We start from the raw sequence: 22,057 nt of genomic DNA on the forward strand, positions 1-22,057 counted from the left end.
GCGGGTCGCCGGTCAAATCTTGTGACAATGGGGCAGACACGGCACAATGCGGGTCTGGTACGGCCGCCGAGCGGGCCGTGTGTCGACTGCGCTTGCCGAACTCATGCTGCCATGCCATTCAACCTGCCCATTTTTCTGACCTGGCTCCGGATCGTGCTGATTCCGTTGATGGTCGGTGTCTACTATTTGCCGGCGGATTGGATAACGTCGATGCAGATGAACTGGGTGGCGTGCGCGATTTTCGTGCTGGCGGCGCTCACTGACTGGTTCGACGGTTATCTGGCGCGCCGCCTGGATCAGACGTCGGCATTCGGGGCGTTTCTGGATCCGGTGGCGGACAAGCTGATGGTGGCGGCGGCGCTGCTGATGCTGCTTCAGCTGGGGCGGATCAACGGCATGATCGCGCTGGTGATCATCGGCCGGGAGATCACGATTTCGGCATTGCGGGAATGGATGGCGCAGATCGGCGCGTCGCGTAGCGTTGCGGTGCACTCGTTGGGCAAGATCAAGACGGCGGCGCAGATGGTGGCGATTCCGATGCTGCTGTTCAACGGCACGTTGACGTGGGCGGGCCTCGCGTTCGATTCGCGCGTGTGGGGTACGTGGCTGATTTACGTGGCAGCGGTGCTGACCTTGTGGTCGATGCTGTACTATTTGCGCCGCGCGTGGCCGCAGATTCGTGAGCGGGGCGGCGCGAAGCTTTAGCGCAGGCCCTAGGCATGCGGGTTTGCGGCGGGCGAAGACGAGAAATTTTGCGTTCCGGCGGCAAAGACGCTTGACAGCGAAATCGGGTTTCGACATAATCTCATTCTCGCTGCTACGGCAACTGCCCTGGCAGCGAAGTTTTAAGAAGTCATCGCTGTGCAGGTGTTTGGCGCCGGTGATGCAGCAATGCAGTGCAATGCGGGAGTAGCTCAGTTGGTAGAGCGCAACCTTGCCAAGGTTGAGGTCGCGAGTTCGAGACTCGTCTCCCGCTCCAGTTTCGCGCTGGAGCATATCGGTGGTTATTGTGATGTGCTCGTGCATTGCGGGAGTAGCTCAGTTGGTAGAGCGCAACCTTGCCAAGGTTGAGGTCGCGAGTTCGAGACTCGTCTCCCGCTCCAAATCCAGAGGGAAGCCTGGGCTTCCCTTTTTATTTGCTGAAGCCCCTGGCGATCGTTCCGGTGGGTGCTGTCGATGGGAACATCGGTGGTGAAATGCAGCAAACCCCTGGCGGGGTGGCAGAGTGGTTATGCAGCGGCCTGCAAAGCCGTGGACGCCGGTTCGATTCCGACCTCCGCCTCCAAATTTTAAAGCCCTGACTTGTCAGGGCTTTTTCTTTTTCCGGCCACGGTTCTCGTGGCCGATTCAAGCTTGCGTTTCCAGCATGTGATGCGATTGTGCGTACTCGCGCAGCACCTCATTAATGCGCGTCTGCCATCCATCGCCGGTTGCCTTGAACGCTTCAACCACTTCCCTGTCGGCGCGCATGTTCAACGTCACCTTTCGCTCGGTCACGGGGAGGGCAGGGCGGCCGCGGCGCTTCAAAATGGCTTCTGCTCTGTCCGTTCCCAGCAGTTCCGGGAGTGCCTTTCGTGCTGGCCTCAGTTTGGCAAGTTGTTGGTCATTTAGCGGAGGATTGTCGGGATCCGACGCAGCGGCGCGAGTTAGCGCCGCATCCTCGGCGTCGGTGGGAATGTGAAACTTACGCTTCGTTGACATATTTCAGTACCTCGCGACGATTTGCTTTACGCAGGCTGATGACGCGTATCGTGTCGCCTCTCATCGTATAGATCATCACGTGGATACGATCCCCGATGGGGCCGACTGCAATAAATCGGGCTTCGTTGTACTCGAAGCGGTCGTCGGGAGAGATCTGCGCGATCTCCAGTTCGAACGATTCGGCGAACGCCAACGAAATGCCGTGCTTCGCTAGATTTATCTGGTTCTTGGTGGCATCGAACTCGATGGACATAATTATTGTATGGGCATTAAATAGTGGGCGTCAATAAGATTTCTGCCTGCGGATCAGATTGCCCATCGCGCAGCGCTTGGACTGGCGGCGTGATCAGTGATGGCATGTAGCTGCGATCTGCTTATACAGATTCGGTGGCGAGTGCGTTTGGGGGAAGGCGCCTCGTGTGCGTGACTCTGGTCCCCACTGCGCCTGTGTGCTGAATGGCCAGGGGGGCGGTCTCACCCGCCATTCGTGGGTTGGAATACCGTGCCGAATGCGAAAGACCTTCGAGGGGGAGGGGAACGTGTGGCGAGTGGAAAATGCGAATCTTCCTCGCCTGAAATGGGGGCTCGCCAGCCGAATTCATGTCATTTGCGTTCTTGACCGCAATATGTCTATTGCCGCCCAATCGGCATAGGGGACAGCGGTGAGGGCCGCACGCCTGCCACACCGGCGTGCGGGTCCGCACCGGGTGGTTCGAGAGGTTGAGGTTATGAGATCTCCATTACGTGATGAAACAGTCCCGCACGATGATCTCGGTCGTTCCGGTGCCCGAAGCCTGGCATCTCGAGGGCCGGCTTGAGGAACTCTTCACGCGCGCTGCTGAGACCTCGCCTCATCCGATGCAGAGCTTCGACTACGACACCTACCATCGGATGAACGATGCCCGAGGGGCGCACGAGGTCGCTCGCGGCGTGTATGTTGGCGCGATCGCAATTGCGCTTTCGGGAGATTCGGTCCCAACTCTCCGGGAGGTGTTCACCCAAAGCATCATATGATGGTCCGACAGCGGTAGCGGTATGTCTACATCTCGAATCGACAGGACTAAAACGGAAAGGAACAGGACGGTCTTGGACGGTCTACGGACAAGTGCTTCCATGGGCGATCACGTCAATCCAGCCGTATGTATTTTGACCAGAGTCAGTCGCGGCAACTGTGGGAGTATTCAGAAGTGCACGACGAATGGGCGTGAAGTCGGAGCGGCTCGGCAAAGTAATGCAACCGAAGGAATTGCCAGTACCGCCCACGCCGTACAGCGCAGCCCGCCAGTGGGCCGGTCCACGATCCAATATCTACTGGCCGAAATCGGTACGATGCCGACCAAAGCGGTGCAACCGCCTCGGTTTCGATAAGCGCCGTGCATGCCGGCCCCACGCCCGCCCGCCTGCTTTGAGAGGCTCAATGCTCGTGCGGGGTGTCCTTCCAGAAGCGTCGAGCACAGATTCGCCACAGCCGGATGATCAGCACGTGGACGACAATCGTGGTGACGAGTTGGCAGACCCACATCGTGGGAATCCATAGATCCTCGGGGTTCCGAATATTTAATCTGCCTGACATGCGGTACCAGAATTCCAACTGATCATCCGGCATGGGAATCGGGTAGGTATGTACGTATTTGGCCGAATATAACAAGATGACCAGAAAAAGCAGGGTTTTATAGGCCCTACGGACAAGTGTTGCCATGCGTGATCACCTCGATGCAGCCGTACGCCATAAGTCCGGAATTGCGAGCGGGCACCGGACTTGTGTTAAGGAGTGCGCGACGAATCTGCAAGAATTCCACACGACTAGGCAGCGTGATGCAGCCTTGAGAAACGCCGCTGCCGCCCACTGGGTGAAGCCGGAAAAGCCCTCGACTTACGCCGCTAACCCACGTTTGATCATCGATTCGGCCATCGTCCCGATAGAGCGCGAACTATTCTCGGTGATCGACGAAACGCTTCAAAGCGCTGATGCTCAAGTCTTTCATCCATTGCGAGGCCCTGGATAAGTTGCCGCCAGCGGGGCGATCGACGATCCAGTATTTTCCAGCGGGTATCGGCCCACGACTTGCCAATGCGGTGCATCCCCCCCGATTTCGATAAGCGCCATCCCCGGAAAACGCCAGATAGGTGCCGACGCCATTGATAACCAGCGGGGCCAGGGTCTCGTTATTGACCACAAACTTGCCGTATAACGCCATGAATCAGTTCCCGATGCTGTTGAGAAAAAGGGGCATGCCCCAGTGCCAATTAGCGGTCATTCCACGCATCGGTGAACTTGATATTGCCGTCGGTGTAATGCCATGTGATGCGCTCGTACATCATGGAAACGGACTCCATGTGATTGAGCTGTGACATGCTCATCACCTTGGTATTCGCCATCCCGGGATTGACGCCGGTGATCTTCACGTCTTCGAGCAGCATCGCGAAATACAGCTCCTCGCGCCCGCTGTGGTTGATTCGATACCAGCGCAACTCAGCAGATTCCAGGGTTTGACCCGTTGCGACGGCTTTGTACAGATACGGACTCGACGCATCGAACTCCTTTTCGAGGGACATCGGAGAGTGCATGCGGGTGCCGGTGATAATTCCGCTCTGGCCATCCACGGGCAGCGTAAGGCCGTGGCTGAATCCAATGATCTCGATACTTCCCTCTCGTCCCTGAACGGTCGAGGAGCCCTTGATGTCGGTGCCGCCGTCATCCTTGAGCCACAGATGCGCTGGAATTGCCATAACGTCCATCTCCAAGTAGGTAAGCGCGATGTTCGCGCGAGGCCGTTACTGATATCGCGGCACAGGGTACTTTGGCAATGGGCTAAGTCCCAATGTGATGGGACGCAATCGACGTAGCGTGGGCTCGAAAGACGTATTGCTACTGAGTTTCAGGTGGTTTTTGCGGTGGTGTGTTCTGTATGTATTTGAATTAATTGTAAGTTATCCGGCCTGCAAAGCCGTGGACGCCGGTTCGATTCCGACCTCCGCCTCCAAATTTTAAAGCCCTGACTTGTCAGGGCTTTTTCTTTTTCCGGCCACGGTTCTCGTGGCCGATTCAAGTCAGAGCGTGGCCTGCGCCAAGCGAAATTCGAGCATGGCCGGCACGAAGCAGTGATTCTGCTTGTCCGTGCGGCGCGAGAGTTTCGTCAGCACGTAGCGGCGAAACGGCGTGAGCCCGGCCCAATCCGCCACGGATGGTGGCGCGAGATCGGCCAGTGCGCACTGCGCGAGCAAGCCGGGCGGCAGCGCGTGCGTGTCTTCCCATGCCATGTCGGGCGCGTCGCCGGCCGTGTCGGGCGAGCGCCCCAGATGATCGCTCACGAGTTGATCGAGCCGCGCGGGGAAATCGTCATCGCCGGGAATGTAGCCGGCGAGTGCTTCACGCGCGGCATAGGGTAGCGCCTGCCAGTCCTTGAGGGACAGATGCCGGCCCGTGCGATCCAGGTTGAAGCGTATGGCCATCGTGATGTATGTCAGGTTCTCGCAGGCTTCGATCTCGAACACGAAAATCGGCAGGCGTTCGTATAGGTGCATGACGGTCTCTCCGGAAGCGTTGATCCGCTCATTGTCCACCTTTTCAGAAGGGGCGCAATCCGGATGGGAAGATTCCTAGACGGCGGATGCATTTACAGCGTCCGGCTGAAAGCCTAAGGTGCGAAGCATCAAGCCTAAGGAGTCCTCATGACCGAAGCGCCGTGTATGTCACTTGTCCGCGAGAATGAAGCCACGTTCGACACCCCGCATGTGCATGCGGTTTCCTTGGTGGTGATGGTGCCGCCCGCCCGCGGGCAGGACGCTGCGATCACATGGCACGTGACCCGCAAAGTCACGCGGCATCCGGCGGCTGTGCTCGGCGTTATCGTACGATGAGCGACGTGACGCCGATGTTGTTGATGACCTCGCCGCACGCGAGATGGGCGCGCTTGGGCGACGCGGTACACGTCGATACCCCCGATGTCGCTTGCACGTTTGAGGAAGCCGGCGCCGCCATGACCGTTTGGCTCGATCGCCTACGGCATGGCACGATGATCGCGGAAGGTCCGAGCCGCGACACGTGGCTCGATACCCTGGTCGAGCACGGTGCGGTGTGCGCCTTGCCGGCCGTGCATGCTGACGCGGACGCTTATCTACGAGACATGTCCGGGATTTGCGACCGCTGGATGGCGGGCATTTTCGCATCGCCGTTTTGGCCGCGTTTTCAGAGCGGCGCGTCGAGCGAGGTGCAGGTGCTCGCGTTTCTTGCGCAGTTGTACCACCGCACGGCAGGGGCCGACGTCCACAACCGGGTCGCGGTTGAACGGTGCAGCGCGCCGCAAATGCGGCCGTGGCTGTTGCGCCGCTATCGCGAGGGGCGCGGGCACGCGACCATGCTGGCCGCCGGGCTGTTGCGATGCGGTCCGTCCGCGCGGACTTTTCTCGACAGCGGCGCCTTCGAGGCCACCCATGCGCTTGTCGACTTCATGATCGAGGCAGCGGGCGATACGCTCAACTACCTGGGCTGTCATGCCCTCTTCGATGCGCCGTCGGCGCAGCTTTCGGACGCAGAAATCGTTGCTCAGTTCAATACGTTGGCGCGTCGCTATCCATTTGCAGCGCCCGGATTCGAGGCGGTCTGCGCGCATGCCCGGCAGGGCGATGCGCCGGGCCGGCCCGACGCTGCGCTCGAGCGGTGGGTGCGCGATGTCGGTATGCCGGGCCCCGATGAACGGCTGCGGATTCTACGCGGCGCGCAGGGCGTGGCCTGCGCGTTCCGCGAAGTCTTCGATGTGCTGCATCGGCTCGACGAGGACGATTGATGTGGCCGTTGTGGGGGCTGCCGCTCAGAAGAACGTCTGGACGATATCGATGACGTTGAACTTGTCGTCGAGCACGGGGATGTGACGCCATTTGTCGAACGTCAGGCACGGGTGCGAGATGTCGAACGCAATCATGTCGCCGACGGCAATGTCGTCGCCCGCCTCAATGCGCAGATAGGCGTGCTGATCCATCATGCCGGTGACTTCCCAGTGCGGCGGCGTCGGCGCGGGCGCGTTGCTCACGCCGGGACGGAATTGCCGTGCGGGTGCCGGCATGCCGGCGTCGAAGGCGGCGTCGCGCTTGCCCAGCGCGATGATCGCGCGTTCGGGTTCCGGAATTGATTGGACGTAGGCCCACAGTTGCAGTGCCGGCAGCAGTTGCGAGCGCATTTGCTTCGCGATCGGGTTGCGGGTCTGAATCTGCGCCTGCGCGGCCTTGTAGATGCCGACGTCGTGCGTCAGATAGCAGCCGGGGCGCAGCACCACGTCGACCGGCGCGCCCATGTCCTTGTGCGAGAATTCTTCAGCGACCACGTCATACCATGCGGAGCCCGCGCCTGACAGGATGGCCGGTTGACGTGCGATACGGCCGCCGGCGACGAGCGCGCGCGTGGTGGCCACGGCACGTTGCAGGAAGGCGCGGATGTCGGCTTCCGTGCCGAGCACGCCTTCATACACTTCGATGCCGGCCAGGCTGACCGCATCGCGCCACGCGTCGAGCGCCGCGAGCACTTCGTCTTCCTGACCCGCATCGCGCACGCCGGTGCGGCCACCCGTCACACCCAGTTCGATCAGCACCTGAACGGTCTGTCGGCGCGCGCGGAAGAAGCGCCCCAGATGCGCCACCGCGGCCGCCGAATCCACCAGGCAGAAGAATTCGAAATCGGAATCCTTCAGCAGATCCGCAACAATCGTCATGTTCCGTTTGCCGACGAGCTGATTCGCCATCAGCACGCGTCGCACCCCGTGGGCGTAAGCGGCTTGCGTTTGCTGCGCCGTGGCGAGGGTGATGCCCCACGCGCCCCCGTCGAGTTGACGGCGGAACAACTTTGGCGCCATCGTGGTCTTGCCGTGCGGCGCCAGCTTCGCGCCGTACTCGCGCACGAACTGCTGCATCCACGCGAGATTGTGCGCGATACGGTCTTCATAGAGGACTGCTGCCGGCAGGCTCAGGTCTTCCGCCAGCAGATTCCAGCCGAGGCCTGCGGTTTCCGTAGGCGCGAGCGGCGCGTCCATCGCCCCAAGGCCCTTGTTCAGGATATCGATCATGCCGCTCTGATAGTTTGTATCACTCATTGGAAAGTCTCCTTCGGGGTACGCGCTGGAATGCATATCAGGTCACTATGATAGCGTTGAATTTGCGGGCTTTCACGAATTTGTTATAAAGTAACAGAGTTGAGGTGAAATCTCTGGAAGGAGGCCGGTGTCGGCCGGAATATGTCGGATCTCTTTGATATCGTGACGCGCATGGCTGAGCGTAGTGACGGTTTGCGTCAAGCCGAACAGAAGGTCGCCGACGCAATTCTCGGCGACGTGGCGGGCGCGGCGGGCGCGTCGATCGGTGCGTTGGCTGAACGGGCGGGCGTCAGCGAGGCCAGCGTGACCCGCTTTGCCAAGGCGATGGGGTGCCGCGATGTGCGCGATCTGAAACTCAGGCTCGCGCAAGCTGCCGCGGTTGGGCAGCGCTTTCTTGGCGTGCCTGTCACGCAGGCGTCCGGGGCCGGCGCGTCGGGCGAGGCGGGATCGTCCACGGCTGACCGGATCGTCGACGATATCCAGTCCGTCCTGCAATTGAACCGCGCGCTGCTGAAGCCGGAGGCGGTGCGCCGCGCGGCGGGCCGGCTGCTGCAAGCGCGCATGATCCATGCCTTCGGCATGGGCGGCGGCTCATCGTTGATGGCGGACGAAGCGCGCTACCGGCTGGTTCGCCTGGGGCGCCCCGTCGCGACGTACCAGGACGCCGTCATGCAACGCATGGTGGCGGCCACGTTGAGCCGCGAGGATGTCGTGCTTGCGTTTTCCGTGACGGGACATACCCCTGAGTTGCTGAGCGCCTGCACGATCGCACGGGAATACGGCGCGTCCGTGGTGGCCGTGACCGCACCGGGTTCGCCATTGGCGGCGCTGGCGGACGACCTGTTGCCCGTGCGTGCGCTCGAAACGGATTTCATCTTCAAGCCCTCGTCGTCGCGCTATGCGATGTTGCTGGCCATGGATGTGTTGGCGACCGAACTCGCCATGCTGCAGCAACCGCACAGCCAGGCGCTGCTGCGGCGAATCAAATATGTGCTGGACACCCATCGGGGCGGCGGCGATCGCCAGCCCCTCGGAGACTGACATGACCCCTTGTGACACGCTTATTGCCAACGTCCGTCTGATCGACGGCTCCGGCAATCCGGCCCCGGAAGGGCGCTTCGACCTCGTCGTCGACGGCGGCCGCATCCGGGCCATCGGCGCGGCGGGCACGCTGACCGAATGGCAGCCGGCCGAACGTATCGATGGCGCAGGCCAGGTGCTGAGCCCCGGCTTCATCGACGTTCACACGCACGACGACACCAATGTCGTGCGCATGCCCGAGATGATTCCCAAACTGTCGCAGGGCGTGACGACCGTGATCGTCGGCAACTGTGGCATCAGCGCCGCACCGGTGACGCTCGCAGGCGACCCGCCCGATCCGATGAATCTGCTGGGCGAAGCCGACGCATTCCGTTATCCGACGTTCGCGTCGTATGTCGAGGCCCTGGAACGGGCACAGCCGGCCGTCAACGTGGCGGCGCTGATCGGCCACACGGCCCTGCGCAGCAATCACATGGACCGGCTCGACCGGGGGGCGACCCACGCCGAGATCGAAGCCATGCGCGCGCAACTGCGCGAGGCGCTCGACGGTGGCGCGCTCGGCTTGTCGACGGGGCTCGCGTACGCCAACGCCAATGCAGCGCCGACCAGCGAGGTGGTTGCGCTGGCCGAGCCGCTGGCCGAAGCGGGCGGCCTTTACGCCACGCATCTGCGCACGGAGTTCGCGGAAATCCTGGAGGCGCTCGACGAGGCCTTCCGCATCGGCCGCAATACGCGCGTGCCGGTGGTCGTCTCGCATCTGAAATGCGCCGGCGTCGACAACTGGGGCCGCAGCGGCGAAGTCCTCGACGCGATCGAGAAGGCCAGCCGCTTCCAGCCGATCGGCTGCGACTGCTACCCGTATGCGGCCAGTTCGTCGACCCTCGATCTGAAGCAGGTCACGGACGACTTCGACATTCTGGTCACCTGGTCGCAACCGCATCCGGAACAGGGCGGCAAACTGTTGGCGGAGATCGCGGCGGGCTGGGGTGTCGATCTGATGGAAGCGGCGAAACGCCTGCAGCCGGCCGGCGCGGTGTACCACGGCATGAACGAGGACGACGTGCGCCGCATCCTGCGCCATCCCGCCACGGTGGTGGGCTCCGACGGCCTGCCCAACGATCCGTTGCCGCACCCGCGTCTGTGGGGCGCGTTTCCGCGCGTGCTTGGCCGCTACAGCCGCGAGCAACAACTGTTTCCGTTGGCCGAAGCCGTTCACAAGATGACAGGGCTGTCGGCGGCGCGATTCGGGCTGACCGATCGTGGCCTTGTCAAGGAGGGCTATTGGGCGGATCTGGTGCTGTTTGATCCGGACACTGTCGCCGATGCCGCCACCTTCACCGATCCGATGCAGCCCGCGCATGGCATTCGCGCGGTCTGGGTCAACGGCGTGCTGTCGTACCGCGACAAAACGCCGATGCCGGCCCGCGCTGGCCGTTTCCTCAAGCGTGGGCGTATTGCCGCGCCGGCAACGGTCGCCTGAAGTGATCCCTGCGGTCCGCGCACGACATTCGCTGTGACGGCGCGCGCGGATCGCGATTTACGTACCCCGACTTTCTCAGGAGCAATGATGGACATCAAACGTTTTGGCGTGGAAGGTGGTCAAGGCACCGGCGGTCAGCGCATGCCGTTCGCGCGCGCGACGCAAGCGAACGGTTTCCTGTTCGTGTCCGGCCAGACCCCTATGGAGAACGGCGAAGTGATCGACGGCGGCATCGTCGCGCAATCGCACAAGGCCATCCAGAACATGATGGCGATCCTGAAGGAAGCCGGTTACGGCCCCGAGCACGTCATGCGTTGTGGCGTGTGGCTGGACGATCCGCGCGACTTTGCGTCGTTCAACAAGGTATTCAAGGAGTACTTTGGCGAGCACCCCCCGGCACGCGCCTGCGTGGTGTCGAGCATGGTCATCGACTGCAAGGTCGAGGTCGATTGCGTGGCCTACAAGAAGCCCGAATAACGCCAGCGTGAACAGGCCCTGGCGCGCAGGCGCCGCCAGTGTTACTGGCGCGCCGTGCGTGCGTTATCGGGCAACGGCAGATTGAAGTTTGTGCGAAACGGGTTGATGTCGAGGCCGCCGCGGCGCGTATAGCGCGCATAGACAGCGAGTTTCGACGGCGCGCACTGACGCATGATGTCCATGAAGATGCGCTCGACGCATTGCTCGTGGAAGCCCGTATGGCGGCGGAACGACACGATGTACTTCAGCAACCCTTCCTGGTCGATCGGCGCGCCGACATAGCGGATCTGCACGCTGCCCCAGTCGGGTTGGCCGGTGACCGGACAGTTCGACTTGAGCAGGTTCGACACCAGCGTCTCGTCGACCGGCGGCTCGCCGCTCGCTGCGCGCAGCAGTGAAGCGTCGGGCACGTAGATGTCGGTCTCGATGTCGAGGCGGTCGAGCAGCAGGCCGTCGAGTTCGTCGAGCTGGAGTTTGCCGAAGTTAGACGGTTCCGTGAGGCGCACCTGGACGGAAGCGCCGCACGCTTCGGACAGATCCTGCTGGAGCAGGGCGCGCACTGCATCGCTGCCGCCGAGCCGGGTTTGGGCGAACGAACCGAGATACAGCTTGAACGACTTCGATTCGACGATATTGGGCGAGTCGGCCGGCACGATCGCCGTGACGAGTGCGATCTGCGGCTTGCCTTTCTGGTTGAGCCAGGACAATTCGTAGCCGTTCCAGAGATCGGCGCCGAAGAAGGGCAGGGTCTCAGGCACGCCAATCTCATGGCGCGCCGCGATGCGCGCGATCGGAAACAGCAGGGACGGATCGTATTGCTCGGTGTAGGCGACTTCCTTGCCGAGCGGGGACTTTTCAGGCGTCATGATTTGCGATGCCGCTGATCACATGGCCGGTCGGCGAGACACGAGCGGCCGATTCACAGTGGCGTGTTTGGTCGTCAAAGAAAAAATCGGGCTCGAACTCGCGCAGGAATGCGCCCTTGTCGAGACCGCCGAGAAACATCGCTTCGTCGATGTCGATTTGCCAGTCCATCAGTGTACGGATGGCGCGTTCGTGCGCGGGGGCCGAGCGCGCCGTGACAAGCGCCGTGCGCAGCCGCACCGGCACCTCATTGCCTGCTAGCGACTGCAGGCGATGCAGGGCCTGCAGAAGCGGTTTGAAAGGACCTGGCGGCAGCGGATGCGCTGCGCGTTCGCGCTCGTGCAACTGAAACGCGTCGAGACCGTTGCGCTGGAAAACTTGTTCCGCCTCATCCGAAAACAGGACCGCGTCGCCGTCGAAAGCGATGCGGATTTCGTTCGGATGCAGTTCCGCGACCTTCGACGATTCCGGATACACGCGCGCGGCCGGGAATCCGGCGTTCAGCGCGGCGCGCACGTCATCGGAATTGACCGACAGAAACAGATGGGCGCGCAGCGCGTGCAGATAGCGGAACGGTTCCCGCCCGCGCGTGAACACGCCGCGCTCGATCGGAAGATTGACGCTTTGCGCAGAACGGAACACACGCAGTCCGCTGACCGGATCATTGCGCGAGAGCATGACCACTTCGACGCGGTGTTCGCCTTCCCGGTTGAACGCGAGCAGTTTCTTCACCAGGGGAAACGCCACGCCAGCTTTTGCGGGCGTGTCGATGCGATCGAGTTGCATGCGCATATAGTCGCGATCGTCGCTCGTCTCGAAAACGCGATTCTCTTCTTCGAAGTCGAAGAGGGCGCGCGAGGAGATCGCCACTACCAGTTTGTCGTCGAGCGTAAACGCCATGTCTGCGTTATCCAGCGTGAGTGTTCCGTATTCCCTGTTCAGGCCATGAAGAGCTTGTACGCGGGGTTTTCGCTTTCGTCCTGATAAGGATAGCCCAGCGAGGCCAGGAAATCGCGGAACGCCGGCATTTCATCGGGCGGCACTTGCATGCCGACGAGGATATTGCTGTAGTCGGCGCCTTGATTCCGGTAATGGAACAGGCTGATGTTCCAGTTCGGGCTCATCGAGGACAGGAACTTCATGAGCGCACCCGGGCGTTCGGGGAACGTGAAGCGGTAAAGCACTTCTTCCTTCGCCAACGGCGAACGGCCGCCGACCATGTACCGGATGTGCTGCTTTGACAATTCGTCGTTCGACAGATCCAGCGTGGCGAAACCGTGGCGCTCGAAGTTCGCGGCGATGCGCGCGGCTTCATCGCGGTTGTGGATCTGCACGCCCACGAAAATATGCGCGCTCGTCGCTTCGCTGATCCGGTAATTGAACTCGGTGACGTTGCGGCTGCCGACCAGTTCGCAGAAGCGCTTGAAGCTGCCGCGTTCCTCGGGGATCGTGACGGCGAAGACGCCTTCGCGCGCTTCACCGACTTCGGCGCGTTCGGCGACAAAGCGCAGGCGATCGAAGTTCATGTTTGCGCCCGAGGTAATGGCGACGAGCGTTTCGCCCTTGAGCTTGTTGCGCTCGGCATAGATCTTGGCGCCGGCGACCGACAGCGCGCCGGAAGGCTCCAGCACGCTGCGCGTGTCCTGGAACACATCCTTGATGGCCGCGCAGAGTTGATCCGTATCGACGAGCACGACGTCGTCGAGATACGCCTGGCACAGGCGGAACGTTTCCGCGCCAACGTATTTCACTGCGGTGCCGTCGGCAAACAGCCCGACATCGGCCAGTTGTACGCGCTCACCTTCGCGCACGGACTGGGCCATGGCGTTGGAATCGACTGACTGTACGCCGATCACCCGGATTTCCGGGCGGACAGCTTTGACGTAGGCGGCGACGCCGGCGGCGAGCCCGCCGCCGCCGATCGGTACAAAGATTGCGTGCAGCGCGCCCGGATGTTGGCGCAGGATTTCCATGGCGATCGTGCCCTGGCCGGCGATGACATCGGGATCGTCGAACGGGGGCACGAAGGTCAGCCCGCGTTCTTCCTGGATCTTCATCGCGTGCGCGTATGCGTCGCTATACGAGTCGCCCGCGAGCACGACCTCGACGGCGCGCCCGCCGTGGGTCTTGACGGCGTCGATCTTGACCTGTGGCGTGGTGACCGGCATGACGATGACCGCCTTGCAGCCGAGTTTCGAGGCAGAGTAGGCAACACCTTGGGCATGATTGCCGGCGGAGGCCGTCAGCACGCCGCGTTCGAGCGCTTCGGCCGAGAGATTCGCCATCTTGTTGTACGCGCCGCGAATCTTGAAGGAGAACACCGTCTGATTATCTTCGCGCTTCAGGAAAATTCGGTTGTGCAGGCGCATCGAAAGCGTGCGCGCCAGCTCCAACTCGCTTTCCTTGGCGACGTCGTAGACCTTGGCGGTGAGGATCTTCTTCAGATAATCCGGGGCTGCGTCTGACATGATGAGTTCTTCTGTCGGTGAGTGAATCGAAAATGAAAAGGACAATGATAGAGCATCGCGGCCGCTGGGGCGGTCGCGCTGGTCTTTGAGAAAAACGAGGGTGCGCGCGCCCTAACGGAGGTCGTCTGGGGTGTCGATGTCGCGCAGAATACCGGAGTCGTCGACATCGACGAACGTAATGTGCCCGTCGCGAATGAGCTCGCGCGCGCCGATATCGTCGTCGAGGGCGGCCAGGGCCGCCGTGTGTTCCGGCCCGAAACCCACGGGGTGGCCGCGCTGGCCTTCGAAGCGCGGGGCCACGATGGCGTCCGGCGAACCCATGGCGTCAATGACCGCGCGAATGGTTGACGTCTTGAGGTAGGGCATGTCGGCGAGCGCCACGAGCCAACCTTCGAGGTGTTCGAGCCCTGCAGGGGCCGCTTCGAGGCCCGCTTGCACGCCGACGGACAGGCTTGCGCCCATGCCGCGCTTGGTGGCGTGGCTCATGACGACTTCACAGCCGGCTTGCAGCAGGAGGTTTTCCAGTTCGGACGAATCGGGGCGCACCACGGCGATCACGCGCGGCAACGCGGCCAGCAGCGCATGGGCGCTGGCCAGGGCCACGGGGCGGTGATCCGGATCGCCGGGCAACGGCGCCAGCAACTTGTTGCGGCGACCGGCCGCATCGAAGCGGGTACCGAGCCCGCCAGCCAGTAGAATTGCCACGGGCGGCGTCGGATGTCGGGTCATAAGACGGCCATTATGCGCCTGTTCGCTCGGTTGCCGCAAATTTGCGGGGCCGGGGGTGAACACCGTCGCCTGGGTGGCGGTGGCGTTCTCTCGAGCCGCCGGGGCCGCCAACACGGATAATTTTCCTCCGGAAAATCACCCGTATTACCGGCGGCATGCCCCCAGGGGGATACGGGGATTCGCGGGAACCTCCGGCCGTTTTCACGGCCGGATCAGGTTTGCCGGATGCGTCGTACTTGTTCCGCGTGGTTGGGGCGGGTGCATGGGCGGGGCTTTTTTCGTTTCTCCTTCAAGGATTGCATGGAGCCGTTTATTCCGTGGCTGTTCGGGCTGCTCGCCCTGCCGACCGTTGGCCTGCCTGCCATTTTTCTCATCGCCCTGATTTCCGCCACGCTACTGCCGCTTGGCTCGGAACCGGCGGTTTTCGGATACATCGCCGTCAACCCCGGGATGTTCTGGGCCACGATTTTCGTCGCCACCGCCGGCAACACGATTGGCGGCATGATCGACTGGTGGATGGGCTTTGGCGCCAAGCTCGCAGTTGTTCGCGTGCGCAAGCGGCGTTGGGCGCACGGGCACGCGCGCAATGCCTCGGCCGAACGCCGGGTGAGCCATGGCAAGCCGGCGCTCGGCAAGCGCTACGTTGCCTGGATGCGCCGGCACGGTGCGCCCGTCCTGCTGCTTTCCTGGCTGCCCGGGATCGGTGATCCGCTATGCACGCTGGCCGGCTGGCTGCGCCTGCCTTGGCGTACCTGCTTGTTATACATGACGATCGGCAAGTTTTTGCGTTACGTCATCGTCACGACCCTCTTGCTGAACGTGCCGGCAAGCTTCTGGGAAGGGGTTTTTGCGCCGCTCAAGCATTTGTTGGCCTGAGCGGCGCGGACCGGCGTCAGGCTTTGCCCGGCTCACGACCGCTTTGCCTCCCGGGTCCTGAGCCGATAAAGTGGCTGACGCGAACGCCAAACCCCGATCCGGCCCCAAAAATAGCACCGATAACATGGCCACTCCACGTGTTGCGGTGCAATGCAGTACAATTCCGGGTACATCTCCTAATCAGCCGGAACAAAGATCTGGGCATGCGCTTTTTCTGCTTTACCCCCCTGTGCCGCGCGGTGCGTCCGATGGCCCAAGCGCCCGGCGTGCGCCGCGCTCTGCTGGCCGACGGACACAACCCGTCGCCGGTGTCTTCGCACGGCAGTTGGCGATCTCGTTGATCGCTGCCGGTGCACGCGCCATTCCCGCGTGGGGCCGGCATTCCAAGCGCACACCCAAAACCTGTAATATTCCGGCGCGTCTCGCGAGACGAACGCCGACGGCGGATGCACCGCCGCACTGACGAGCCCGACAAGATGAACGCACCCTTGCCCGCATTCGAGCCGCACGACGCCAAGCACGCCGTGGCCGCCCAGCCGCCCCGCCTGCGCGAGATTCCCTACAACTACACCTCGTTCTCGGATCGCGAAATCGTCATCCGGTTGCTGGGCGAAGACGCCTGGGGCATTCTCGACGAACTCCGCAGCGAGCGCCGTACCGGCCGCTCGGCCCGCATGCTGTATGAAGTGCTCGGCGACATCTGGGTCGTGCGCCGCAATCCGTACCTCCAGGACGACCTGCTTGACAACCCGAAGCGCCGCAAGCTGCTGATCGACGCCCTCCATCACCGCCTGACAGAAATCGAGAAACGCCGCCGCGCCGACGTCGCAGAACATGCCGACGAAACCGGCCGCGAACGCGCCGAGCGGGTCGAACAATTGACCATCGCCGCGCGCCGCGCCGTCGAAGCGTTTGCCGGCGAGTTCGACAAAATGGCTGAACTGCGCCGCCGTACCCAGCGTGTGCTCGGCAAGACCACGGCTCGCGACAACATCAAGTTCGACGGCCTGTCGCGCGTCTCGCACGTCACCGATGCCACCGACTGGCGCGTTGAATACCCATTTGTCGTCCTCACCCCCGACAGCGAAGAAGAAATGGCGGCGCTCATCAAGGGCTGCTTCGAACTCGGCCTGACCGTCATCCCGCGCGGAGGCGGTACCGGCTACACCGGCGGCGCCATCCCGCTCACGCCCTTTTCGGCCGTCATCAACACCGAAAAACTTGAATTTCTCGGCGACGTCGAATTCATCGAACTGCCGGGCGTGGCCAAACCCGTCGCCACCATTTTCTCGGGGGCAGGCGTTGTCACGCGTCGCGTGGCCGATGCCGCCGATCGCGCCGGCCTCGTCTTCGCCGTCGATCCGACCTCGATCGACGCCTCGTGCATCGGCGGCAACGTCGCCATGAACGCCGGCGGCAAGAAGGCCGTGCTGTGGGGCACCGCCCTCGACAACCTCGCCTGGTGGCGCATGGTCGACCCGCAGGGCGATTGGCTTGAAGTCACCCGCCTCGACCATAACCTCGGCAAGATCCACGACATTCCGGTCGCGCGCTTCGAACTCAAATGGTTCGACGGCAACCAGCCGCCCGGCGCCAAGCTGCTGCGCTCGGAACTGCTCGAAATCGAAGGCAAGCGCTTCCGCAAGGAAGGCCTCGGCAAGGACGTCACCGACAAGTTCCTCGCCGGACTGCCCGGCATCCAGAAGGAAGGCTGCGACGGGCTGATCACGAGCGCCCGCTGGATCCTGCACAAGATGCCCGCGCACACGCGTACCGTCTGCCTCGAATTCTTCGGCCAGGCGCGTGAAGCCATTCCCAGCATCGTCGAGATCAAGGATTACATGTTCGCGCAGACCGCGGCCGGCGGCGCGATCCTGGCCGGTCTCGAACATCTCGACGAACGCTACCTGCGCGCCGTGGGCTACGCTACCAAATCGAAGCGCAACGCCTTTCCGAAGATGGTCCTGATCGGCGATATCGTCGGCGACGACGATAATGCCGTTGCACAGGCGACCTCGGAAGTCATCCGACTGGCCAACGCCAAGAGCGGAGAAGGCTTCGTGGCCGTGTCGGCCGAAGCCCGCAAGAAGTTCTGGCTCGACCGCTCGCGCACCGCCGCCATCGCCAAGCATACCAACGCCTTCAAGATCAACGAAGACGTCGTGATCCCCCTGCCGCGCATGGGGGAGTACACCGACCACATCGAACGCATCAACATCGAGCTGTCGCTGAAGAACAAGCTGCAACTCGTCGATGCGCTCGAAACCTTCTTCGAAGCCGGCAACCTGCCGCTGGGCAAGACCGACGACGCCAACGAGATTCCGTCGGCAGAACTGCTTGAAGACCGCGTGCAGAGCGCCCTGACGCTCCTGCGCGACGTGCGCGCGCGCTGGGCGTTCCTGCGTGACAATTTCGAAATGCCGCTCGCCGAGGCGATTCCGCTGCTCAACCGCAACGGCATCCGCGAGATCAATGTCGCGCTGAACGACCGCCTCAACAAGCACCCGGAAACACGCCTGATCGACCTGCTGCAGGATCGCACGATCCGCATCTCGTGGAAGACCGAACTGCGCGGCGAACTGCGCCAGATCTTCAACGGCGGTGAATTCAAGCCGATCCTCGACGAAGCGCAAGCCATCCACAAGCGCGTGCTGCATGGCCGCGTGTTCGTCGCGCTGCACATGCACGCCGGCGACGGCAACGTTCACACGAACATCCCGGTCAACTCGGACAATTACGAGATGCTCCAGGACGCCCACAAGGCGGTCGCGCGCATCATGAACATCGCGCGCTCGCTCGACGGTGTCATCTCGGGCGAACACGGCATCGGCATCACCAAGCTCGAATTCCTGACGGAGGACGAGATCGGCGAGTTTCGCGCGTACAAGCAGCGGGTCGATCCGGAAGGGCGCTTCAACAAGGGCAAGCTTCTCGACATGCCCGAACTGCCGGCCGATCTGCGCAATGCCTATACGCCGAGCTTCGGCTTGATGGGCTACGAATCGCTCATCATGCAGCAGTCGGATATCGGCGCAATCGCCGACAGCGTCAAGGACTGCCTGCGCTGCGGCAAGTGCAAGCCGGTTTGCGCCACCCATGTGCCGCGCGCCAACCTCCTGTACAGCCCGCGCAACAAGATTCTCGCCACGTCGCTGCTGATCGAGGCGTTCCTGTACGAGGAACAGACCCGCCGTGGCGTGTCGATCAAGCACTGGGATGAATTCAACGATGTGGCCGACCACTGCACGGTCTGTCACAAGTGCGTCACCCCGTGCCCGGTCAAGATCGACTTCGGCGACGTGACGATGAACATGCGCAATCTGCTGCGCAAGATGGGCAAGAAGAAGTTCAATCCGGGCTCGGCGGCCGGCATGTTCTTCCTCAACGCGACCAATCCCGAGACCATCAATCTCACCCGCAAGGTGATGATCGACTGGGGCTACCGCGCCCAGCGTTTCGGCAACGATCTGTTCAAGAAATTCGCGAAGAAGCAGACGGCGCGCCCGCCCGCCACGGTCGGCAAGCCGCCGGTGCGCGAGCAGGTCGTGCACTTCGTCAACAAGAAGATGCCGGGCAATCTGCCCAAGAAGACCGCCCGCGCGCTGCTCGATATCGAGGATAACAAGATCGTCCCGATCATCCGCAATCCGAAGACGACGACTGTCGACTCGGAAGCGGTGTTCTACTTCCCGGGCTGCGGCTCGGAACGCCTGTTCTCGCAAGTCGGCCTTGCGACCCAGGCGATGCTGTGGAATGTCGGCGTGCAAACCGTGCTGCCGCCGGGGTATCTCTGCTGCGGCTATCCGCAACGCGGCTCGGGGCAGGGTGACAAGGCCGAGAAGATCGTGACGGACAACCGCGTGCTGTTCCATCGCGTGGCCAACACGCTCAACTACCTCGACATCAAGACAGTCGTGGTGTCGTGCGGGACTTGCTACGACCAGCTCGCCGGCTATGAATTCGAGAAAATCTTCCCCGGATGCCGCATCATCGACATCCACGAGTTCCTGCTCGAGAAGGGCGTGCATCTCGATGGCGTGAGTGGTACGCGCTACATGTATCACGACCCGTGCCATACGCCGATCAAGACGATGGATCCGGTCAAGCTCGTGAACCAGTTGATGGGCAGCGAGCACGACGGCTACAAGATCGAAAAAAACGACCGGTGCTGCGGTGAGTCGGGTACGCTGGCGGTCACGCGGCCGGACATCTCGACGCAGATCCGTTTCCGCAAGGAAGAGGAAATGCGCAAGGGTGCGGACAAGCTGCGCGCCGACGGCGGCACCGAGCAGGTCAAGATCCTGACCAGCTGCCCGTCGTGCCTGCAAGGCCTGTCGCGATACAACGAAGACGCCAACGTCGAGGCCGACTACATCGTGGTCGAAATCGCCAGGCACGTCCTCGGCAACGATTGGCTGGTGGACTACGTCAAGGACGCCAACAACGGCGGTATCGAGCGCGTACTGGTGTAAGACGCCTCGGACTCGTCCGCCGGTTGCACAATGAGGAGATCGCATGGATTGTCCGTTTTGCGCCGGCGACGGCGGCGAGGTGGTGTGGCGCGACGCCGTGCTGCGCGTGGTGTTGGCCGATGAACCCGGCTATCCGGGCTTCTGCCGGGTGGTGTGGGGGGCGCACGTGGCCGAGATGAGCGATCTGCCGGGCGCGGCGCGCGAACACGTGATGCGCACGGTGTTTGCCGTCGAGAAGGCACTGCGCGCCGTGCTCGCGCCGCACAAGGTCAATGTCGCGAGTCTCGGCAACATGGTGCCGCACGTCCACTGGCATGTCATTCCGCGCTTTCGCGACGACGCGCATTTTCCCGGTTCGGTCTGGAGCGCGCCGCAACGCCAGGCGGAGGGTGCAGCGATCGAGGCGCGCCGGGCGCAATTGCCCGCCCTTCGTGCGGCGATCGTGGCAGAATTGAAGCAACTGCCGGCCGCCTGAGGCCGGTCACCGCGGCACCCGGGTTCGTCCGGCCCCGGCCTGCCGCCCGGCGGCCGCGACTATGCCGGCCGCAGATTCGCCGTTTGCGCCACGCACCGCAGCGGCTATACTGCCGGGCCGGCGCGCTTTCCCGACGCGCCGTCTTCGAGCTTTCTGGAGCGCCCATGGCTGGCCTGGATAAAGACACGCCCATTCCCGTATCGCTGACGCTGCACCGCGCCTCGCGTGTGCTGGAGCTCGGCTACGATGACGGCCGCACGTTCCGCCTGCCGTTCGAGTTCCTGCGCGTGCTCTCGCCGTCGGCGGAAGTGCGCGGTCACGGGCCGGGTCAGGAAACGTTGCAAACCGGCAAGCGGGAGGTCGAACTGACGGGCCTGGAGCCGGTCGGCAACTACGCGGTGCGGCCGGTTTTCTCGGACGGCCACGACACCGGCATCTACTCGTGGGATTACCTCTATGACCTGTGCGTCCGGCAGGACGCACTGTGGATGGAATACCTGGGCAAGCTCGCCGAGGCGGGCCTCGACCGCGACGCGCCGATGGGTGCGCCGGCGGGCGCCGGCGGCCATGGCCACGGCGGCGGGTGCGGTCACCACCATTGAGGCCCTGGCGGCGCCGTGCGCCGCGTCACTAATTGGAGAATGCAATGGGCCAGACCCATTTCGGATATCAAACCGTCGACGAGCAGGAGAAGGCCGGCAAAGTCGCCGAAGTCTTCCATTCGGTCGCCGGCAAGTACGACCTCATGAACGACTTGATGTCGGGTGGCCTGCACCGCATCTGGAAAGCGTTTACGATCGGCCGCGCTGCCGTGCGCCCCGGCTTCAAGGTGCTCGATATCGCGGGCGGCACGGGCGACCTGTCGCGCGTGTTTGCCCGGCAGGCGGGCCCGACCGGCGAAGTCTGGCTCACGGATATCAACGAGTCGATGCTGCGCGTGGGGCGCGACCGCCTGCTCGACGGCGGCCAGATCACGCCGGCGCTGCTGTGCGACGCCGAGAAGCTGCCGTTCCCGTCGAACTATTTCGACGTCGTCACGGTTGCCTTCGGACTGCGCAACATGACGCACAAGGAGGCCGCGCTGGCCGAGATGCGGCGCGTCATCAAGCCGGGCGGAAAAGTCATGGTCCTCGAGTTCTCGAAAGTCTGGCAACCGCTCGAAAAGGTGTACGACACCTATTCGTTCAAGGTCCTGCCATGGCTGGGTTCGCGTTTTGCAGGCGATGCCGAAAGCTACCGTTATCTGGCCGAATCCATTCGTATGCACCCCGATCAGGAAACACTGAAAAGCATGATGGAGGGCGTGGGGCTGGAGCGTGTGGAGTATCACAACCTGACGGCCGGCGTGGTTGCGCTGCACATCGGCAGAAAATTCTGAACGGGCGTCTGCA

General features: G+C 62.7%; 22 protein-coding genes, 3 tRNA genes and 1 pseudogene. 15 read left to right on the forward strand and 11 right to left on the reverse strand.

Features of this window, described 5'->3' with window-relative positions; genetic code table 11:
• Positions 1 to 111 precede the first annotated feature (111 nt).
• From pgsA to PTE30175_RS08090, 4 genes are all read left to right on the forward strand, one after another.
• A complete protein-coding gene (gene pgsA / locus PTE30175_RS08075) occupies positions 112 to 705 on the forward strand; it encodes a CDP-diacylglycerol--glycerol-3-phosphate 3-phosphatidyltransferase (RefSeq protein ID WP_150696553.1) in 594 nt (197 codons plus the stop codon).
• 198 nt (positions 706 to 903) lie between these two features.
• Positions 904 to 979, forward strand: a tRNA-Gly gene (locus tag PTE30175_RS08080).
• A 48-nt stretch (positions 980 to 1,027) separates the two neighbouring features.
• Positions 1,028 to 1,103, forward strand: a tRNA-Gly gene (locus PTE30175_RS08085).
• Positions 1,104 to 1,211: 108 nt separating this feature from the next.
• Positions 1,212 to 1,285, forward strand: a tRNA-Cys gene (locus PTE30175_RS08090).
• A 62-nt stretch (positions 1,286 to 1,347) separates the two neighbouring features.
• Here PTE30175_RS08090 and PTE30175_RS08095 read toward each other — a convergent pair.
• Positions 1,348 to 1,701, reverse strand: coding sequence for a BrnA antitoxin family protein (locus PTE30175_RS08095; protein ID WP_150696554.1), 354 nt, complete (start codon positions 1,699 to 1,701; stop codon positions 1,348 to 1,350).
• Entirely contained in the window at positions 1,685 to 1,954 is a 270-nt protein-coding gene (locus tag PTE30175_RS08100; protein ID WP_150696555.1) for a BrnT family toxin, read from the reverse strand. Before PTE30175_RS08100 ends, PTE30175_RS08095 begins: the two co-directional genes overlap by 17 nt.
• 491 nt (positions 1,955 to 2,445) lie before the next feature.
• Here PTE30175_RS08100 and PTE30175_RS08105 point away from each other — a divergent pair, with 491 nt between their 5' ends.
• Entirely contained in the window at positions 2,446 to 2,715 is a 270-nt protein-coding gene (locus PTE30175_RS08105; protein ID WP_150696556.1) for a hypothetical protein, read from the forward strand.
• A gap of 400 nt (positions 2,716 to 3,115) precedes the next feature.
• Here PTE30175_RS08105 and PTE30175_RS08110 read toward each other — a convergent pair whose 3' ends face one another.
• The 4 genes and pseudogenes from PTE30175_RS08110 to PTE30175_RS08125 form a co-directional block, all read right to left on the reverse strand.
• Positions 3,116 to 3,400, reverse strand: a complete 285-nt coding sequence (locus tag PTE30175_RS08110) for a hypothetical protein (protein ID WP_150696557.1) — start codon at positions 3,398 to 3,400, stop codon at positions 3,116 to 3,118.
• Positions 3,381 to 3,899 (reverse strand): annotated as a pseudogene (locus tag PTE30175_RS08115) (DUF2778 domain-containing protein). Before PTE30175_RS08115 ends, PTE30175_RS08110 begins: the two are co-directional and overlap by 20 nt.
• A 49-nt stretch (positions 3,900 to 3,948) precedes the next feature.
• Positions 3,949 to 4,431 carry an Hcp family type VI secretion system effector gene (locus tag PTE30175_RS08120; protein ID WP_150696558.1) on the reverse strand — a complete coding sequence of 161 codons (483 nt, stop codon included), beginning with the start codon at positions 4,429 to 4,431 and terminating at the stop codon, positions 3,949 to 3,951.
• Positions 4,432 to 4,752: 321 nt separating this feature from the next.
• Complete coding sequence (locus PTE30175_RS08125; protein ID WP_150696559.1) at positions 4,753 to 5,226, reverse strand: nitrate reductase associated protein; 474 nt, start codon at positions 5,224 to 5,226, stop codon at positions 4,753 to 4,755.
• Positions 5,227 to 5,373: 147 nt separating this feature from the next.
• Here PTE30175_RS08125 and PTE30175_RS08130 point away from each other — a divergent pair, with 147 nt between their 5' ends.
• Both PTE30175_RS08130 and PTE30175_RS08135 read left to right on the forward strand, forming a co-directional pair.
• Positions 5,374 to 5,562: a hypothetical protein gene (locus PTE30175_RS08130; protein ID WP_150696560.1), complete on the forward strand. Its 189-nt coding sequence runs from the start codon at positions 5,374 to 5,376 to the stop codon at positions 5,560 to 5,562.
• Positions 5,559 to 6,488, forward strand: a complete 930-nt coding sequence (locus tag PTE30175_RS08135) for a hypothetical protein (protein ID WP_150696561.1) — start codon at positions 5,559 to 5,561, stop codon at positions 6,486 to 6,488. The genes PTE30175_RS08130 and PTE30175_RS08135 overlap by 4 nt, the downstream gene beginning before the upstream one ends.
• 24 nt (positions 6,489 to 6,512) lie before the next feature.
• Here PTE30175_RS08135 and PTE30175_RS08140 read toward each other — a convergent pair whose 3' ends face one another.
• Positions 6,513 to 7,784, reverse strand: coding sequence for an amino acid deaminase (locus tag PTE30175_RS08140; RefSeq protein ID WP_150696562.1), 1,272 nt, complete (start codon positions 7,782 to 7,784; stop codon positions 6,513 to 6,515).
• Between the two features lie 141 nt (positions 7,785 to 7,925).
• Here PTE30175_RS08140 and PTE30175_RS08145 point away from each other — a divergent pair, with 141 nt between their 5' ends.
• The 3 genes from PTE30175_RS08145 to PTE30175_RS08155 all read left to right on the forward strand — a co-directional run bounded on the left by PTE30175_RS08145 (position 7,926) and on the right by PTE30175_RS08155 (position 10,782).
• Positions 7,926 to 8,825, forward strand: a complete 900-nt coding sequence (locus PTE30175_RS08145; protein WP_150696563.1) for a MurR/RpiR family transcriptional regulator — start codon at positions 7,926 to 7,928, stop codon at positions 8,823 to 8,825.
• A gap of 1 nt (position 8,826) precedes the next feature.
• Positions 8,827 to 10,305 carry an N-acyl-D-amino-acid deacylase family protein gene (locus tag PTE30175_RS08150; protein WP_150696564.1) on the forward strand — a complete coding sequence of 493 codons (1,479 nt, stop codon included), beginning with the start codon at positions 8,827 to 8,829 and terminating at the stop codon, positions 10,303 to 10,305.
• An 87-nt stretch (positions 10,306 to 10,392) separates the two neighbouring features.
• Positions 10,393 to 10,782 carry a RidA family protein gene (locus PTE30175_RS08155; protein WP_150696636.1) on the forward strand — a complete coding sequence of 130 codons (390 nt, stop codon included), beginning with the start codon at positions 10,393 to 10,395 and terminating at the stop codon, positions 10,780 to 10,782.
• 41 nt (positions 10,783 to 10,823) lie between these two features.
• Here the strand turns inward: PTE30175_RS08155 and queF are convergent, their stop codons facing one another.
• The 4 genes from queF to PTE30175_RS08175 form a co-directional block, all read right to left on the reverse strand.
• A complete protein-coding gene (queF, locus tag PTE30175_RS08160; RefSeq protein WP_150696565.1) occupies positions 10,824 to 11,648 on the reverse strand; it encodes an NADPH-dependent 7-cyano-7-deazaguanine reductase QueF in 825 nt (274 codons plus the stop codon).
• Positions 11,638 to 12,546, reverse strand: a complete 909-nt coding sequence (locus tag PTE30175_RS08165; protein WP_150696566.1) for a 5'-nucleotidase — start codon at positions 12,544 to 12,546, stop codon at positions 11,638 to 11,640. The genes queF and PTE30175_RS08165 overlap by 11 nt, the downstream gene beginning before the upstream one ends.
• A gap of 38 nt (positions 12,547 to 12,584) precedes the next feature.
• Positions 12,585 to 14,114, reverse strand: a complete 1,530-nt coding sequence (gene ilvA / locus PTE30175_RS08170; RefSeq protein ID WP_150696567.1) for a threonine ammonia-lyase, biosynthetic — start codon at positions 14,112 to 14,114, stop codon at positions 12,585 to 12,587.
• Positions 14,115 to 14,225: 111 nt separating this feature from the next.
• Complete coding sequence (locus PTE30175_RS08175) at positions 14,226 to 14,843, reverse strand: nucleotidyltransferase family protein (RefSeq protein WP_150696568.1); 618 nt, start codon at positions 14,841 to 14,843, stop codon at positions 14,226 to 14,228.
• Positions 14,844 to 15,143: 300 nt separating this feature from the next.
• Between PTE30175_RS08175 and PTE30175_RS08180 the strand changes: the two genes are divergently transcribed.
• From PTE30175_RS08180 to ubiE, 5 genes are all read left to right on the forward strand, one after another.
• Positions 15,144 to 15,719 (forward strand): YqaA family protein, encoded by a 576-nt coding sequence (locus tag PTE30175_RS08180; protein WP_150696569.1) that lies wholly within the window; start codon positions 15,144 to 15,146, stop codon positions 15,717 to 15,719.
• A 476-nt stretch (positions 15,720 to 16,195) separates the two neighbouring features.
• Positions 16,196 to 20,191 (forward strand): DUF3683 domain-containing protein, encoded by a 3,996-nt coding sequence (locus tag PTE30175_RS08185; protein WP_150696570.1) that lies wholly within the window; start codon positions 16,196 to 16,198, stop codon positions 20,189 to 20,191.
• Positions 20,192 to 20,234: 43 nt separating this feature from the next.
• Complete coding sequence (locus PTE30175_RS08190; RefSeq protein ID WP_150696571.1) at positions 20,235 to 20,666, forward strand: HIT family protein; 432 nt, start codon at positions 20,235 to 20,237, stop codon at positions 20,664 to 20,666.
• Between the two features lie 164 nt (positions 20,667 to 20,830).
• Positions 20,831 to 21,268, forward strand: coding sequence for a gamma-butyrobetaine hydroxylase family protein (locus PTE30175_RS08195; RefSeq protein ID WP_150696572.1), 438 nt, complete (start codon positions 20,831 to 20,833; stop codon positions 21,266 to 21,268).
• Between the two features lie 44 nt (positions 21,269 to 21,312).
• The gene (gene ubiE, locus PTE30175_RS08200; RefSeq protein ID WP_150696573.1) at positions 21,313 to 22,044 is read left to right on the forward strand and encodes a bifunctional demethylmenaquinone methyltransferase/2-methoxy-6-polyprenyl-1,4-benzoquinol methylase UbiE; all 732 of its coding nucleotides are present in this window, start codon (positions 21,313 to 21,315) and stop codon (positions 22,042 to 22,044) included.
• The last annotated feature ends 13 nt before the right edge of the window (positions 22,045 to 22,057 follow it).

Source organism: Pandoraea terrae, assembly GCF_902459695.1.
Taxonomy (GTDB): Bacteria; Pseudomonadota; Gammaproteobacteria; order Burkholderiales; family Burkholderiaceae; genus Pandoraea; species Pandoraea terrae.

Coding starts and splice junctions, on each gene's coding strand:
- PTE30175_RS08110 (WP_150696557.1), bottom strand. CDS start 3,400: ATGGCAACACTTGTCCGTAGGGCCTATAAAACCCTGCTTTTTCTGGTC.
- PTE30175_RS08190 (WP_150696571.1), top strand. CDS start 20,235: ATGGATTGTCCGTTTTGCGCCGGCGACGGCGGCGAGGTGGTGTGGCGC.
- PTE30175_RS08180 (WP_150696569.1), top strand. CDS start 15,144: ATGGAGCCGTTTATTCCGTGGCTGTTCGGGCTGCTCGCCCTGCCGACC.
- queF (WP_150696565.1), bottom strand. CDS start 11,648: ATGACGCCTGAAAAGTCCCCGCTCGGCAAGGAAGTCGCCTACACCGAG.
- ilvA (WP_150696567.1), bottom strand. CDS start 14,114: ATGTCAGACGCAGCCCCGGATTATCTGAAGAAGATCCTCACCGCCAAG.
- PTE30175_RS08125 (WP_150696559.1), bottom strand. CDS start 5,226: ATGCACCTATACGAACGCCTGCCGATTTTCGTGTTCGAGATCGAAGCC.
- PTE30175_RS08145 (WP_150696563.1), top strand. CDS start 7,926: ATGTCGGATCTCTTTGATATCGTGACGCGCATGGCTGAGCGTAGTGAC.
- PTE30175_RS08185 (WP_150696570.1), top strand. CDS start 16,196: ATGAACGCACCCTTGCCCGCATTCGAGCCGCACGACGCCAAGCACGCC.
- PTE30175_RS08130 (WP_150696560.1), top strand. CDS start 5,374: ATGACCGAAGCGCCGTGTATGTCACTTGTCCGCGAGAATGAAGCCACG.
- PTE30175_RS08120 (WP_150696558.1), bottom strand. CDS start 4,431: ATGGCAATTCCAGCGCATCTGTGGCTCAAGGATGACGGCGGCACCGAC.
- PTE30175_RS08100 (WP_150696555.1), bottom strand. CDS start 1,954: ATGTCCATCGAGTTCGATGCCACCAAGAACCAGATAAATCTAGCGAAG.
- ubiE (WP_150696573.1), top strand. CDS start 21,313: ATGGGCCAGACCCATTTCGGATATCAAACCGTCGACGAGCAGGAGAAG.
- PTE30175_RS08175 (WP_150696568.1), bottom strand. CDS start 14,843: ATGACCCGACATCCGACGCCGCCCGTGGCAATTCTACTGGCTGGCGGG.
- PTE30175_RS08155 (WP_150696636.1), top strand. CDS start 10,393: ATGGACATCAAACGTTTTGGCGTGGAAGGTGGTCAAGGCACCGGCGGT.
- PTE30175_RS08135 (WP_150696561.1), top strand. CDS start 5,559: ATGAGCGACGTGACGCCGATGTTGTTGATGACCTCGCCGCACGCGAGA.
- pgsA (WP_150696553.1), top strand. CDS start 112: ATGCCATTCAACCTGCCCATTTTTCTGACCTGGCTCCGGATCGTGCTG.
- PTE30175_RS08195 (WP_150696572.1), top strand. CDS start 20,831: ATGGCTGGCCTGGATAAAGACACGCCCATTCCCGTATCGCTGACGCTG.
- PTE30175_RS08140 (WP_150696562.1), bottom strand. CDS start 7,784: ATGAGTGATACAAACTATCAGAGCGGCATGATCGATATCCTGAACAAG.
- PTE30175_RS08095 (WP_150696554.1), bottom strand. CDS start 1,701: ATGTCAACGAAGCGTAAGTTTCACATTCCCACCGACGCCGAGGATGCG.
- PTE30175_RS08150 (WP_150696564.1), top strand. CDS start 8,827: ATGACCCCTTGTGACACGCTTATTGCCAACGTCCGTCTGATCGACGGC.
- PTE30175_RS08165 (WP_150696566.1), bottom strand. CDS start 12,546: ATGGCGTTTACGCTCGACGACAAACTGGTAGTGGCGATCTCCTCGCGC.